Annotated in this window: 12 protein-coding genes; 10 read left to right on the forward strand and 2 right to left on the reverse strand. The window is 37.5% G+C overall.

Features of this window, described 5'->3' with window-relative positions:
* Window positions 1–68: 68 nt before the first annotated feature.
* The 3 genes from LQV47_RS09440 (at window position 69) to LQV47_RS09450 (ending at window position 2,109) form a co-directional block, all read left to right on the forward strand.
* The gene (locus tag LQV47_RS09440) at window positions 69–1,034 is read left to right on the forward strand and encodes a hypothetical protein (RefSeq protein ID WP_230036210.1); all 966 of its coding nucleotides are present in this window, start codon (window positions 69–71) and stop codon (window positions 1,032–1,034) included.
* Window positions 1,035–1,056: 22 nt separating this feature from the next.
* A complete protein-coding gene (locus LQV47_RS09445) occupies window positions 1,057–1,671 on the forward strand; it encodes a deoxynucleoside kinase (protein ID WP_230036212.1) in 615 nt (204 codons plus the stop codon).
* 87 nt (window positions 1,672–1,758) lie between these two features.
* Window positions 1,759–2,109 carry an ArsC/Spx/MgsR family protein gene (locus LQV47_RS09450; RefSeq protein ID WP_230036214.1) on the forward strand — a complete coding sequence of 117 codons (351 nt, stop codon included), beginning with the start codon at window positions 1,759–1,761 and terminating at the stop codon, window positions 2,107–2,109.
* Window positions 2,110–2,460: 351 nt separating this feature from the next.
* Here LQV47_RS09450 and LQV47_RS09455 read toward each other — a convergent pair whose 3' ends face one another.
* Both LQV47_RS09455 and LQV47_RS09460 read right to left on the reverse strand, forming a co-directional pair.
* Entirely contained in the window at window positions 2,461–2,766 is a 306-nt protein-coding gene (locus tag LQV47_RS09455; protein ID WP_230036216.1) for a DUF493 family protein, read from the reverse strand.
* A gap of 40 nt (window positions 2,767–2,806) precedes the next feature.
* Complete coding sequence (locus LQV47_RS09460) at window positions 2,807–3,478, reverse strand: DUF4197 family protein (protein WP_230036217.1); 672 nt, start codon at window positions 3,476–3,478, stop codon at window positions 2,807–2,809.
* A gap of 350 nt (window positions 3,479–3,828) precedes the next feature.
* Here LQV47_RS09460 and LQV47_RS09465 point away from each other — a divergent pair, with 350 nt between their 5' ends.
* From LQV47_RS09465 to LQV47_RS09495, 7 genes are all read left to right on the forward strand, one after another.
* Window positions 3,829–6,666: a SusC/RagA family TonB-linked outer membrane protein gene (locus tag LQV47_RS09465; protein WP_230036219.1), complete on the forward strand. Its 2,838-nt coding sequence runs from the start codon at window positions 3,829–3,831 to the stop codon at window positions 6,664–6,666.
* A gap of 4 nt (window positions 6,667–6,670) precedes the next feature.
* On the forward strand, window positions 6,671–8,146 hold the full coding sequence (locus LQV47_RS09470; RefSeq protein ID WP_230036221.1) for a RagB/SusD family nutrient uptake outer membrane protein: 1,476 nt from the start codon (window positions 6,671–6,673) through the stop codon (window positions 8,144–8,146).
* Between the two features lie 69 nt (window positions 8,147–8,215).
* On the forward strand, window positions 8,216–9,607 hold the full coding sequence (locus tag LQV47_RS09475) for a glucoamylase family protein (RefSeq protein ID WP_230036223.1): 1,392 nt from the start codon (window positions 8,216–8,218) through the stop codon (window positions 9,605–9,607).
* Window positions 9,608–9,806: 199 nt separating this feature from the next.
* Window positions 9,807–10,514: a prolyl oligopeptidase family serine peptidase gene (locus tag LQV47_RS09480; RefSeq protein WP_230036224.1), complete on the forward strand. Its 708-nt coding sequence runs from the start codon at window positions 9,807–9,809 to the stop codon at window positions 10,512–10,514.
* A gap of 188 nt (window positions 10,515–10,702) precedes the next feature.
* Window positions 10,703–13,030 carry a beta-glucosidase BglX gene (bglX, locus tag LQV47_RS09485; RefSeq protein WP_230036226.1) on the forward strand — a complete coding sequence of 776 codons (2,328 nt, stop codon included), beginning with the start codon at window positions 10,703–10,705 and terminating at the stop codon, window positions 13,028–13,030.
* 101 nt (window positions 13,031–13,131) lie between these two features.
* Window positions 13,132–13,521 carry a hypothetical protein gene (locus LQV47_RS09490; RefSeq protein ID WP_230036228.1) on the forward strand — a complete coding sequence of 130 codons (390 nt, stop codon included), beginning with the start codon at window positions 13,132–13,134 and terminating at the stop codon, window positions 13,519–13,521.
* A 236-nt stretch (window positions 13,522–13,757) separates the two neighbouring features.
* A complete protein-coding gene (locus LQV47_RS09495) occupies window positions 13,758–14,147 on the forward strand; it encodes a hypothetical protein (protein ID WP_230036230.1) in 390 nt (129 codons plus the stop codon).
* The last annotated feature ends 72 nt before the right edge of the window (window positions 14,148–14,219 follow it).

Here is a 14,219-nt window from a genome sequence, read left to right on the forward strand (position 1 = left end):
AGTTTACAGAAAAAGTATGTAAATTGCCGGCATTCCAACAAGGAGGATTATCTTTAATACCATACAATTTGAAGCTAATATATTTATTATTGATTTTCGTTTTCTGCTCATCCGCAGCGCAGAAAGTTTTTCCTTTGGATACCCTGAAGCTGAAGGAAGCTAAAGATATGCTTGCGGATGATTATGGAAATCTGTATATCTATAAAAGTAAAGACTTCAGTTTTACCAAGTATGATTCGTTAGGGAAGCAGCTTGGGAAATTGATGTTTACTGTTCCTTATAAAGTACAAAATGTTCAGAATCCACTGAACGTTCCTTTATTTTCAGAAAATGCCCAGGAAATGAAATTTGTTGATCAGAATATGAATGAGATCCAGCGGATTGATTTTAAGCAGAAATTTGGATTTATAAGAATGGTGTACGCTGAAGATCAGCAGCAGTTATGGCTTTTAGATGACAGTACAAAACGGCTGATACAGTATAATTTCAGAAATGATACAACCATCAACTCTTATCCTTTTGATATCAGTTTTGAGGATCTTACGGATATGCTGGTCTATGAAAATAAAATCTACATTTTAACAAGGAATCACATTAGAATTTACACGCCAAAGTTTGAGAAAATTTTTGAAGTTCCCCTCGTAAACGGGAAAAGATTCAGGAGAGAAAATGATACTATTTTGGTGATCACCAATAATTCTATTTTAAAATATATTCCTGAAAAAGGGATGACTACTGTTTTTGAAGATCCGGAAGCACAAATTGTGGATAAAAATATCCTTTCTTATTTTGAAATCAAGGGGAACAAACTTTATCTTTACAGCTTTGAAAAAGTAAGCAAACCCGAACAGGAAAAACAACCGGAATCTCAACCGGAAATTATTCAGGAACCTACAGGACAATCGGCAGAAAGCACTGAAAAAACAGCAGATGAGACCCTGCCGGAAGTGAAATCTTCAGACCATACCTTAGAGAAATTGGTAGAAGATATTTCAGCAGTTCAGACTGAAGGGGTAGAAAAACTTATCAATTAATAAGCAAATACAAAGGAAAAATATGCATATTGCAGTTACAGGAAACATTGGCGCGGGAAAAACAACCCTAACCACAATGCTTTCCAAGCATTACGGATGGGATGCACAATTTGAAGACGTAGATCATAATCCTTATCTGGAAGATTTTTATTCGGATATGAGCAAATGGAGCTTTGCACTGCAGGTGTACTTCCTGGGAAGCAGATTCCGTCAGGTAAAGGAGATCAGAGAAAGTGGGAAGAATATTATTCAGGATCGTACCATTTATGAAGATGCTCACATTTTTGCAGAAAACCTGAATGATATGAAACTCCTTTCCGACAGAGATTTCAGTAACTATTCATCTGTTTTTGATTTAATGAAGAGTTTTGTGTCTGCACCGGACCTGTTAATTTATTTAAAATCTGATGTGCCCAATCTTGTAAAGAAAATTTACAAAAGAGGACGCGAATACGAAGCATCTATCAGTATAGAATATCTTTCAAAGCTTAATCAGAAGTATGAAAAATGGATCTCCAATTATACAGAAGGCAAGCTGCTGATTATTGAAGTTGATGACCTGGATTTTGTAGAAAAGCCGGAGGATTTTGGACTTATTCTGGAAAAAATTGAAGCCGAATTACACGGGCTGTTTTAACAAATATTTACCAGACTATTAAGAGAAGATCAGTCAGATTCTTACTAAATTTGTAAGAAAGCAAGTTTTAATTTAAAACAATAGAAGATGGTAGTTAAGGTTTTACATAACGGGAACTGTTCGAAATCAAATGCTGTATTAGAGTATCTTGATGAAAATGGGGTAGCTTTTGAAATTATCAATATTGTTGAAGATCCGTTGAGCGTGATGGAGATAAAAACAGTATTGAAAAAACTGAATCAAAGTGTTTTTCATATTATCCGTAAAACAGAAAAGCTGTATATCGAAAATTATGCAGATAAAAACCTTTCTGAAGAAGAATGGATCAAAATCTTATCTGAAAATCCATCCCTGATACAGAGACCTATTCTGGTGAAAGGCTCTGTAGCTATGTTGGGTAGACCTATAGACAATGTGAAGTTCTTTATTGAGAAATAATAAATAAAGACCAGATACAAAGAGGCTGCTTCCACCTGAAGCAGCCTCTTTTTTGTTTATAAAGGATTTGTGTGTCTTACTGACGTTCGCTGGTTTCTCTTCAAATAAGAAGTAATAGGCAATTTTAAACACTCCATTTGTTCTGTAAGAATCTAAATATTATTTTTAAAGCTTGCGATTGAGATCCCTCCGGGATGACAAAGAGAATGAATATAGTTTTGGCAGTAGAGTAAAATATTCCGGGATAATTTACTTACTGAAAAGTTCCATGATGGTTGTATAAATAAACCCGGCTGACCTATAAATAAGCCAGCCGGGTTTATAACCACAAATGTATGTGGCTGAAATTTTTTATAATAGGATAACGCCTTCTATCTTGGCTACTTCCTGATAAATTGTTACCACCTGATCAGCATCCAAAACAAATGCACTGATATTGCAGGCTGTGTATTTTCCATTTTTACTTTCACGGTTTCCCAGAGTAAATTTAATACCGTCAAAAACCTTATATATTTCAGTAAGCTTTGCCTGGTCTGTAGGGATAATAAATTTAAATAAATAATCCTCCGGAAAATCATGATGATCCTCCAGTTTTTCCTTTAAAGATTTGTAAAAATCCTCAGGACTTGCGTGTTGATTTCCTTGTAATATATCCATCTGCAATTATTAATATAATATAAATATAACGAAATTTCCCTTATTTTCCAAATGGTCCCAACAGGGCTTTGGAGTTCTGGTTCTCGTAGTCTTCAATAATGTTGAATATTCCATTCACAAGCTGTTCAGAAGCAAGCTGGCTCAGCCCGCCTGCATTTACAGTGTTGCTGTTGCCTCCTAAAAGATTCCCCAAAAAGTTGCTCCCTGATAAAGCCGTGTTGATGGTTTTAACGATTCCGTATTCATTCAGTTTTTCATCTACTTTTGGAGCAATAGCCGCAACAAGCTGCTGAGATGTTTTTTCTTTTAGGATTTGTGTAGCTGTTGTTCCCTGGATGATCCTGGTTACATCCTGTGCATTCAGACTGTTAACGGCACCCTGTAAGATCGGTTTTGAGGTATTTACAGTATAGGCGGCAGCCTGGGCAATAAAATCTCTTTCTTTAGCCACCAATGACGGTGCTACCTTTTCAAGCATAGAATTCATGTCTCTGAGCTCTTTTGGAAGGGCTTTATCCACCATATTATTCTGTAGGAAAGCCTCCTTATTTGCATAAATACCCATTCCTTTGTCTATTCCGTTGAGAAGCATCTTTTTGATAATGGAAAGTCCCATATCAGAGGTAGCCAGCGTTGTACAGGATTGTACAGTAGTAGTAATAACTGCTCCGGTTCCAATAATGAAAGCGGCTGCAACAATATATTTTTTCATTGATCCTTTTTCTAGGTTTTTCAAAAACTGCACCAAAGGTAGATACTATTATCTATTTAACAAAATATTAAATTCAGCACCGTCATTTGGTGAATTATATTGTAAAAACATTGTTTTTACAATTAATAATATGATGATAAATTGATAAATATTCTGATCTTAAATTCATAAAATTAAACTGTTCGTCTGTTTCTGTGTAAAATTATGTAATTTTTTTTCAATTTTTAAGATAAATTAACATTGTTCATTTTTTTTTATATTTTTGGCTAATGTCTTTTTTTGAGAAATTGAATTGCTGTCAAATAGGGACATTTCACAAAATTTGATTGTACGAATAAAATTGAAACTATATGAAACAAGGTAATTTAAAGTATTCATGCCTTATTGCTGTTTTATACTTTGGTATGAACGTGGATGCGCAGGTTACACAAGATTCTGCTAAAGTCCAGAAAATAGATGAGGTCGTAATGATTGGATATGGTAGCCGTAAAAAGGTAGATAATACAACATCCATCAGTTCTATCAGTGCCGAAGAAGTAACAAAAACTAAAGTTTTAAATGCCTCGCAGGCTATTCAGGGAAAAGCTGCCGGGGTACAGATTACAGCTTCGGATATGCCGGGATCTACACCTTCTGTATTAATCAGAGGTCTGGGAACGGTAACAGGAGGACGGTCGCCACTTTATGTAGTTGATGGTATGTTTTTAGAGAATATTAATAATATCAACTCTAATGATATCCTTACCTATGATATCCTGAAAGATGCAGCAGCCCTGGCCATCTATGGTAACAGAGCCGCTAACGGGGTAATCATTATTACCACAAAAAGCGGAAAAGGAAAACTGAGTGTTTCCTATGACGGGTTAATGGGGATAAGAACTCCATTGAAAACAGTAAAAATGGCCAATGCTTCAGAATTTGCCACTTATAATAATGCAGCCTTAGGGGTTAACAGATTTTCTACAGACCAGCCGGTAAATACAGACTGGTTTAAAGAAATTACAAGAACAGGAGTGTATAATCAGCATAACCTTTCTATTTCAGGATCCTCAGAAGCCGTAAAATATTTCTTTAGTTTAAGTAACTATGACGAACAGTCGATTCTGAGAGGTACAGATTATAACCGTGCCACCATCAGATCCAACAACGAGTTTAAAATTGCTAAAGGGATTACGTTACAGCAAAATTTCAGTGTAGCTTTTACAAAAACTACCCCGAAACCTTTTAATGCTTTTACAACAGCATATAAACAGTCTCCGATGGTTCCCGTTTACTATCCGTCAGGACAGTTTGGAATGCCTTATGTAAACACTTCCACAGGTCTTGTAGATTATACAGGAAATAAATTTAATGATGTAACCAACCCGGTAAGCCAGCTGTTGCTGAATAACGAGCAAAATAAAAATACATTATTGCAGGGAGGGTTAAAATTGGATATTGATATCCTTAAAGGACTGAAGTTTACTTCTCAGTTTAATGGAGAGTATTCTAATTATAAAGCCTATAATTTCAGAGATGAAGTGGCAATATGGCTTGCAGAAGATCCTACAAGGACGGCAGCAGGTTTCTCCAATAGCAATCCATACAATACCCTGGAAAATACAAGAGAAGATTATTACAACTGGTCTTTAACAAATTATTTAACTTATAATAAAAAATTCGGGGTTCATGATCTTGAAGCCACAATTGGTACGGAAACAACCGTAAGAAACGGTATCGATCAGCTGATTGTAAAGAGAAAGAACTTACTTTTAAATGATCAGAACTACTGGAACATTAAGGACACGAACTATGTAAATAATGTTCAGACCCTTAATTCTGTAAAATACGATAGAAATACTACGGTTTCTTATTTTGCCAGAGCACAGTATAAATTGATGAATCGTTATTTGCTGAGTGCTACGGTAAGACGCGACGGATCTTCACAGTTTGCCGCAGGACAGAAATGGGGAACTTTCCCATCATTTGGAGCCGGTTGGATCATTTCTGAAGAAGATTTCATGAAAGACAGCTTCTTTGATCTTTTAAAACTGAGAGGAGGCTGGGGTAAATTAGGAAACCAAAGAGTTCCTCTGAACTATCTTCCCCTAAACTCAGGTACTCCTTATAACTATGGATATGGAAATGCAAATCCTGTAAGTAACGGAATCACCGTAAACAAAGGTTTTGACCCTGTTTTAGGATGGGAGGTTACCGAAGAATCTTCTGCAGGACTGGATTTTGGATTGTTCAACAAAAGACTGACAGGTAGCATTGATGCTTATAACAGAGAAACAAATAACCTTATTTTAGGAATTACCAATTATACAACTTCCGGTCAGTCAGAAACTTATTATTCTCACGTAGGTGCAGTAAGAAACAGAGGGATGGAATTCTCCCTGAACTGGGCTGATAAAGTAGGAGACGACTGGTCATACTCTCTTGGAGCCAATTATTCCTTCAATCAAAACCAGCTTACCAGAGTGGATACTCAAAAGAATATTGCTCAGTTGAGTGGTGGAGATCTGGGTAACGGGCAGTGGGTAAAACTATTTAACGGTTCTACAGTAGGACATGCGTTGGGAAGTTTCTATTTATGGGAGTATGATGGAGTAGATGCCAGTGGAAATATGAAATATAAAGACCTTAACGGAAACGGGGTTACAGGAAGTGCTGACGCCGAAGACAGAAAGTATTTCGATTCTTATATTCCAAAATCTACCCTGGGGATCAATGTATCATTAAGCTATAAAAACTGGGATTTTGCAGCCAATGGATATGGAGCGTTCGGATTTAAAGTATACAACGGTAAGAAAGCGCAGAGAGGAAACAGTATTAATGTTGAATCTTCAGTAGCACAGGATTACTGGAGCCCTTCTAACTCTAATTCATACAACCCTAAGCCTTATACAGATAATCCTATTGCTTCTACCTATTTCTTAGAAGACGGAGATTATTTCAGAATTAATAATATATCAATCGGATATACCGTAAAAGATATTGTAGACTACGTAAGGTCTATAAAGTTTTATGTAAGTGCTATCAACCCGGTAGTATGGCAGAAATATTCGGGGTATTCAACAGAATTGTCAGGATATAACCCTACTGATGCAAAAACAGAGGGAGATCCTTATAAAATGGCAGGGGTAGAATTGAATGCATACCCTACGTTAAGATCTTTTGTATTCGGTGTAAACATAAACTTTTAAAAAAATGAAACGAAATAAAATACTGTTAATATCTTTAATGTTATTAGGTTCTGTAGCTGCTGTACAAAGCTGCAGTGATGAATTTATCGATGTAAAACCATCAGAGTCAATGACGATTGATGACCTTGAAAAATTTAATAATGACAATGGGGCAACTTATTTTGTAAATTCTATCTATGCCAAATTCTTAGATTGGAATATGAGTACGTTTGCCTGGATAGGGGTAACTTCCATTATCTCTGATGATGCTGATAAAGGATCATCAGAAGGAGACACAGGATCAGATAAAAATCTTCTTGATGCCATCAATATTACTGCAACCACACCTTCCTTTAAGGAGCTTTTTGCTTCTAACTATCAGGGAATAAACAGGTGTAACCAGGCTTTACAATATATTCCAAAACTGGATAAGGCTAATCCTGAATTACGTAAAAGACTGATGGGAGAAGCTAAGTTCCTGAGAGCTTTTATGTACTTTACCCTGGTAAGATCTTTTGGAGGAGTTCCTTTAGTAGACCGTGTTCCGGTTCTTGGAAATGAAGTAGATAAAAAGATGCAGCTTACCAGAGTAAGCAAAGAAGAGATCTATGCATTTATTGAAAAAGACCTGAAAGATGCTATAGAAGCATTACCTAATAAATCTGCATATGGAGCTACTGATGTGGGAAGGGCTTCAGTAGGGGCCGCTCACGCATTACTGGCTAAAGTATATCTTTACCAGAAGAAGTGGCAGCTGGCAGCAGAACAGTGCGATCTAGTTACCGGATATTCATTGACTCCTAATTTTATTGATATTTATAAAGTTTCAGGGGAAAATAATGCAGAATCTATCTTTGAAATCCAGGGGTCAGGAAGTGATGCCGGAAGAGCAATCCAGCAGTACAGTAAAGTACAGGGAGTTCGTGGTTCCGGAGGCTGGGGCTGGGGATTTGCAACCCCTACACAAGGTTTGTATGATGCTTACACAGCAGAAGGAGATACAGAAAGAAGAGATGCCACGATCATTCACAGAGATATGACGTTATACGACGGAAGATACATTCCAAATACTGTAGAAAATAAATTCTATAATTATAAGGCATACTCATCAGCATTCTATGACAAAGATGCTACAGATACCAATATCCGTTATCTCAGATATGCAGAAGTTTTGTTGATCAAGGCAGAAGCACTTAATGAATTAGGACAAACCAGTGTGGCAATTCCATTATTGAATCAGGTGAGAACAAGAGCTAAAATTGCAGAAACAACAGCTACCACCCAGGCAGATGTAAGAATGGCTATCTGGAAAGAAAGAAGACTGGAACTGGCATTCGAACACGACAGATGGTTTGACCTTGTAAGAACGGGGCAGGCACAGGCAGCTATGGCAGCAGACGGTAATAAGAAATTCGTTGTTGGAAAACATGAATTATTCCCGCTTCCTTATGAGTTTATCATGGAAGCCGGAGGATTGTCTCAGCAAAACCCGAATTACTAAAATACATACATAAACAAGAGGAGAGTGAAAATTCTCCTCTCATTTTATAAACCAGTAAACCATTTACCAATGAAAAGGATCGTAGTATCAGCTGCAGTAGCCTCCCTGTTTTTTGTGTATTCATGCAAAAACATCCAGGGTTCCAAACAGGAAGCTTCGCAGGATAAAATAGTCAAAAGCAGTATTACAGATGAACAGTTGATGGATAAGGTACAGAAAGATGCTCTTACCTACTTCTGGGATTATGCAGAACCCAATTCAATGTTGGGGAGAGAGCGTTATCACGAAGATAATATCTACCCGGATAATGATAAACATGTAATCACCACCGGCGGCTCAGGATTTGGATTGGCTACCATTCTGGTTGGAGTAGAAAGAGGATTTATTCCAAGAAAAGAAGCCGTAAAAAGACTTTCCCATATCATGGATTTTCTGGCAAAAGCAGACCGTCATAAAGGGGCGTGGCCGCATTGGATTAATGGTGAAACAGGTAAGACCGTACCTTTCGGTAAAAAAGATAATGGAGGAGACCTGGTAGAAACAGCATTCCTTACTTCAGGGATACTGATGACCCGTGAGTATTTTAAAAATGGAAATGCCGAAGAAAAAGCGTTAGCCGCAAAATGCGACGAGCTTTGGAAAGGGATTCAGTGGAACTGGTATACAAAAGGAGGCGAAAAAGTATTATACTGGCATTGGTCTCCGGAATATCAGTGGGACATGAATTTTCCTCTGGAAGGTTATAATGAATGCTTAATTACCTATATCCTGGCAGCATCTTCACCTACGTATGCCATTGATGCAGAAACCTACTATAAAGGCTGGACCAGAAACGGAACCTACCTTACCGACAAAACAAAATACGGATTACCACTTTACGTAAAACATAATTACGCCGAAGAATATGGCGGACCGCTTTTTTGGTCACAATATTCATATATAGGACTTGATCCAACCGGACTTTCCGATAAACTGATCAAAAACTATTTTGAATTAAATAAAAACCAAACTCTTATTGATTACAAATATTGCGTGGAAAATCCAAAGCAATGGAAAGGGTATGGTCCCAATTATTGGGGGCTGACAGCTGGTTATACCAGAAATGAAGACGGAACTGCGGGCTACACGGCTCATATGCCCACCAATGATAACGGAGTGATCACCCCTACAGCTGCCTTAAGCAGTTTCCCATACACCCCAAAAGAATCAATGAATTTCCTGAGGTTTCTGTATACCAAAAAACCTGAATTTATAGGAAGCGCCGGACCTTATGATGCTACTTCTATTCATTATAACAATTGGTCTACCCCAAGGTACCTGGCGATTGATCAGGGGACAATAGCTCCAATGATAGAAAACTACAGGTCAGGATTCCTTTGGAAACTGTTTATGAATGCACCGGAAATTCAGCAGGGATTAAAAAAATTAAGCTTTCAGTCCCCGAAATACGGAATAAAATAGATACCTTTCAATGAGCCACGAGTGCAGGATCATTGTGCACCCGTGGCTACTTTGATATCAATAAAAACGGGCTTTATACCGTTTACGCAAAGAAGCCAATCTATGATAATGAGTATTTAACATCAATAGAAACGGGCTTTAGCCCGTTTAAATAAACAAAAAGCTATCCAATAGCTTTAGCCAAAACCTAAATAACAATATGAAATTAAAATTAAAACACCTTCCCTTTTTGCTCCTTCCCCTTTCATTACAGATGAAGGCCCAGGAAATAAAATCCGAACTTAACAAAGAAATTAAAAGACCTGAAAAAATATCCTACATTCTGGATTACCCTCAAAAATCAAAAGGAAATGTTCCTTTAATTGTATTTCTTCACGGGTCGGGAGAAAGAGGTAGCAACCTGGAAATGGTAAAAGCACACAGCCCTTTCACCTATAAAGAACTGATCAAGGAGCCGGTGGCTATTCTGGCGCCACAATGTCCTGCAGATTCGTGGTGGGATACGGTGACCATTTATAATTTAATAAAAGAAATTCAGAAGAAATATAAAATTGATGCTTCCAGGATTTATCTTACCGGACTTTCCATGGGAGGCTGGGGTACTTTGAAATTAGCTATGGAGCATCCTGAAATGTTTGCTGCAGTAGTTTCAGTATGTGCACCTACAGATCAGGTGATGACAGCCAATATTCAGCAGTATAAAAATTTGAATATGAAAATATATCATGGCGGAATGGATGATATTGTACTGCCCGAAAATGCCTTTAAATTCTATCAGAAACTGCATCCGGTAAATCCGTCTGCAGAATTGGTGATCTTCCCGAATGATAACCACAACTCCTGGGATTCGGCGTATTCAAATCCTCAGCTGTATGAATGGATGTTATCAAAGAAAAAAGAAAAATAGACAGGACTTAAAGAAATACAATGCTCAGTCGTCGTAAAACCTTGATTTTATTGAAGGCATATTGAATAATTTTTATATTTTTGAATATTGTCTTTTTTGGAGACAATAAAAATAGGTCAATCAGATACAATCAGTCAAAAAATAACGTTCTCACGTTAATTATAATAGAACAATAAGAAGTTAGATTTATGAAAAAACTAATCGTACTCGCTGCATTAGCCCTTTCGCCGGTATTCTCGGCACAGGAGATGGTGGATAAACCCGTACAGTCTTATCAGACAGCCCAATATCAGGCAAAAAAGAAAGCCTTTGTAGATAATCTGTTATCTAAAATGACTTTGGACGAGAAGATCGGTCAGCTCAACCTGCCGACTTCTGGAGATTTTACTACAGGAATGGCTCAAAGTTCCGATATTGGAAAAAAAGTAGAGCAAGGATTGGTAGGCGGATTGTTCAACATAAAAGGAGCTGACAAAATCAAAGCCGTTCAAAAAGTAGCTGTTGAAAAAAGCCGTTTGAAAATTCCAATGATTTTTGGAATGGATGTTATCCATGGTTATGAAACGACTTTTCCAATTCCATTAGGCTTAGCTGCATCATGGGATATGAACCTGGTACAGCAGTCTGCAAGAGTGGCTGCCAGAGAAGCTGCTTCAGACGGAATTAACTGGACTTTTTCGCCCATGGTTGATATTTCCCGTGAACCAAGATGGGGAAGAGTGTCTGAAGGTTCGGGCGAAGATCCTTATTTAGGAAGTGAAATTTCAAAAAATATGGTGTATGGATACCAGGGGAAAGATTTAGCCAATGGGACCAATATACTTGCCTGTGTAAAGCATTTCGCACTATATGGAGCAGGCGAATCGGGTAAAGATTACAATACCGTAGATATGAGCCATATAAGAATGTTCAATGAATATTTTCCGCCTTACAAAGCAGCTGTTGATGCCGGTGTAGCCTCTGTGATGGCCTCTTTCAATGAGGTGGACGGAGTTCCTGCAACAGGAAACAGATGGCTTCAGACTGAAGTGCTGAGGAACCAATGGAAATTCAAAGGTTTTGTAGTAACCGATTATACCGGTATCAACGAGATGGTTGATCACGGAATGGGGGATATTCAGCAGGTTTCTGCTTTGGCTTTAAAAGCCGGAGTGGATATGGATATGGTAGGAGAAGGTTTTTTAACAACCTTAAAAAAATCTTTATCAGAAGGAAAAGTGACACAGGCCGAAATTGATATGGCTGCCAAAAGAATTCTTGAAGCGAAATATGATTTAGGCTTATTTGATAATCCATACAAACATGGAGATGCCAAGCTGGCGGCAAAAGAGGTTTACAATATGGAAAACCGTAATGTGGCAAGAAATGCTGCTGCTCAGTCGATGGTTTTACTGAAAAATGAAAACCAGGTGTTGCCTTTGAAAAAATCAGGAACAGTGGCTGTTATCGGACCATTGGTTAATAATTCAATGAATATGGCCGGAACCTGGAGTGTAGCTACAAAACATAATATTTCTGTTAATCTGGTACAGGGGCTGCAGGCTAATTATGGTAAGGAAGTTAAGTTCCTTTCTGCTAAAGGGACGAACATCGATTATGATGCAAAATTAGAAGAAATCTACGCAGCTCACGGAAAGAAAACCGACAGAGATAGCCGTTCCAAAGAAGAATTGTTAAAAGAAGCAGTGGATATTGCCAATAAAGCCGATGTTATTGTTTTAGCAATCGGAGAATCTGCAGAAATGAGCGGGGAATCTTCTTCAAGAAGTGAAATTACAATCCCTCAGTCTCAGGTTGATTTGCTAAACGAATTGAAAAAGACCGGAAAACCTATTGCAATGGTCCTTTTCACAGGCCGTCCATTAGCTTTAACGAATGTAAAAGATATTCCCGACGCTATTGTAAACGCATGGTTCCCGGGTTCAGAAGCAGGAAACGCACTTGCTGATGTATTATTCGGAAAAGTAAACCCTTCAGGAAAACTTCCGATGACTTTCCCAAGAAGCCTTGGTCAGGTGCCTATTTATTACAATGCTAAAAATACAGGCCGTCCTTTAGATCAGAAGTCTGTTGATAAATGTGAATATCAAAGATTCCGTTCCAATTATATGGATGAATGTAATACTCCATTATATTCTTTCGGATATGGATTAAGCTATACAAAATTCAGTTATTCGGATATGACTGTTTCTAATGCTAATCCAAAAGGAAACCAAACCATTCAGGCATCTGTGACCGTGTCTAATACCGGAAACTATGATGGAGCAGAGGTGGTTCAGCTTTATATCAGAGATATGGTGGGAAGTATTACAAGACCGGTAAAAGAACTGAAAGGCTTCCAGAAAGTATTTCTGAAAAAAGGAGAATCCAAAAAAGTAACCTTTGAGATCAGCCCTGAGAATCTGAAATTCTATAACGGAGAGCTGAAATACGACTGGGAATCAGGAGAATTTGATGTGATGATCGGAACAAATTCTGACGAGGTGAAGCACTCAAAAATCACCTGGACTAAGTAAGAAGCTGGAGGAGATTTTTCACATCAAAGTGTTTTGTTTGTGTTTTTGGCATGATTTTTTATAGTACCCACGATAGGTATTATAACAATACAACAACAAACATGAAAAAAACAATTTTACTTAGCACGATGTTCCTTGGTTCTTTAGTATTCGCACAGGAAATGACCATAAAAGGAGGCGATAGAGATGCTCACGGATGTATTGGTTCTGCAGGGTATACCTATTCTCAGATCAAAAAGGACTGTATAAGAACTTTTGAAGAAAAAATCAAATTAAAAGAGGTTTCTTCAGATGGCGGTTATATCGCAGCAGTGATTTTCAGCAAAGACAAGAAAAAAGCGGAGGTTTTCGTTAAAGACGTTGAAGCAGGAAGCATCATTCTTACCAGAGCGGGAAAAGCAAAAGCTTGGAAAAAAGACGGTTATGTACTGGTTCCTTTCAAAAAAAGCGGTTATCAGCTTAAAAAGGATAATGTCGTAATCTATCAATAAAAAATAAAAGCAGGAAATCAATTCGATTTCCTGTTTTTTATTTAATGACGAATGTTCAGACACTATTACACCGATACAGGGATAACAGTTCCAAAGAAGAATCGTTAAAATATGAGCAACCCCGAGAATGAAATTCTATAATGGACATCCGAAAAAGTTTTCACAGGTAAGTGTGTTGTAAGTATTTTGGCACGATTTTTAATAATACCACGATAGTTATAACAACACGACAAAACATGAAAAAAACAATTTTACTTAGCACAATGTTCCTTGGTTCTTTAGTATTCGCACAAAAAACACCCGTATTAGGTGGCGATAGAGATGCTCACGGATGTATCGGTTCAGCAGGATATACGTATTCTCAAATCAAAAAAGACTGTATAAGAACTTTTGAAGAAAAAATCAAATTAAAAGAGGTTTCTTCAGACGGAGGTTATATTGCAGCAGTTATTTTCAGCAAAGACAAGAAAAAAGCGGAGGTTTTCGTTAAAGACGTTGAAGCAGGAAGCATCATTCTTACCAGAGCGGGAAAAGCAAAAGCTTGGAAAAAAGACGGTTATGTACTGGTTCCTTTCAAAAAAAGCGGCTATCAGCTTAAAAAGGATAATGTAGTAATCTATCAATAAAAAATAAAAACAGGAAATCAATTCGATTTCCTGTTTTTATTTTAAGGAAGAATGATCAGCCTGTCATTCCTC

Source organism: Chryseobacterium sp. Bi04, from assembly GCF_918698085.1.
Lineage (GTDB): Bacteria > Bacteroidota > Bacteroidia > Flavobacteriales > Weeksellaceae > Chryseobacterium.

Excerpts from the sequence above, each read along its gene's own strand:
- LQV47_RS09445 (WP_230036212.1), top strand. The coding sequence starts at position 1,057 with ATGCATATTGCAGTTACAGGAAACATTGGCGCGGGAAAAACAACCCTA.
- LQV47_RS09450 (WP_230036214.1), top strand. The coding sequence starts at position 1,759 with ATGGTAGTTAAGGTTTTACATAACGGGAACTGTTCGAAATCAAATGCT.
- LQV47_RS09455 (WP_230036216.1), bottom strand. The coding sequence starts at position 2,766 with ATGGATATATTACAAGGAAATCAACACGCAAGTCCTGAGGATTTTTAC.
- LQV47_RS09460 (WP_230036217.1), bottom strand. The coding sequence starts at position 3,478 with ATGAAAAAATATATTGTTGCAGCCGCTTTCATTATTGGAACCGGAGCA.
- LQV47_RS09465 (WP_230036219.1), top strand. The coding sequence starts at position 3,829 with ATGAAACAAGGTAATTTAAAGTATTCATGCCTTATTGCTGTTTTATAC.
- LQV47_RS09470 (WP_230036221.1), top strand. The coding sequence starts at position 6,671 with ATGAAACGAAATAAAATACTGTTAATATCTTTAATGTTATTAGGTTCT.
- LQV47_RS09475 (WP_230036223.1), top strand. The coding sequence starts at position 8,216 with ATGAAAAGGATCGTAGTATCAGCTGCAGTAGCCTCCCTGTTTTTTGTG.
- LQV47_RS09480 (WP_230036224.1), top strand. The coding sequence starts at position 9,807 with ATGAAATTAAAATTAAAACACCTTCCCTTTTTGCTCCTTCCCCTTTCA.
- bglX (WP_230036226.1), top strand. The coding sequence starts at position 10,703 with ATGAAAAAACTAATCGTACTCGCTGCATTAGCCCTTTCGCCGGTATTC.
- LQV47_RS09490 (WP_230036228.1), top strand. The coding sequence starts at position 13,132 with ATGAAAAAAACAATTTTACTTAGCACGATGTTCCTTGGTTCTTTAGTA.
- LQV47_RS09495 (WP_230036230.1), top strand. The coding sequence starts at position 13,758 with ATGAAAAAAACAATTTTACTTAGCACAATGTTCCTTGGTTCTTTAGTA.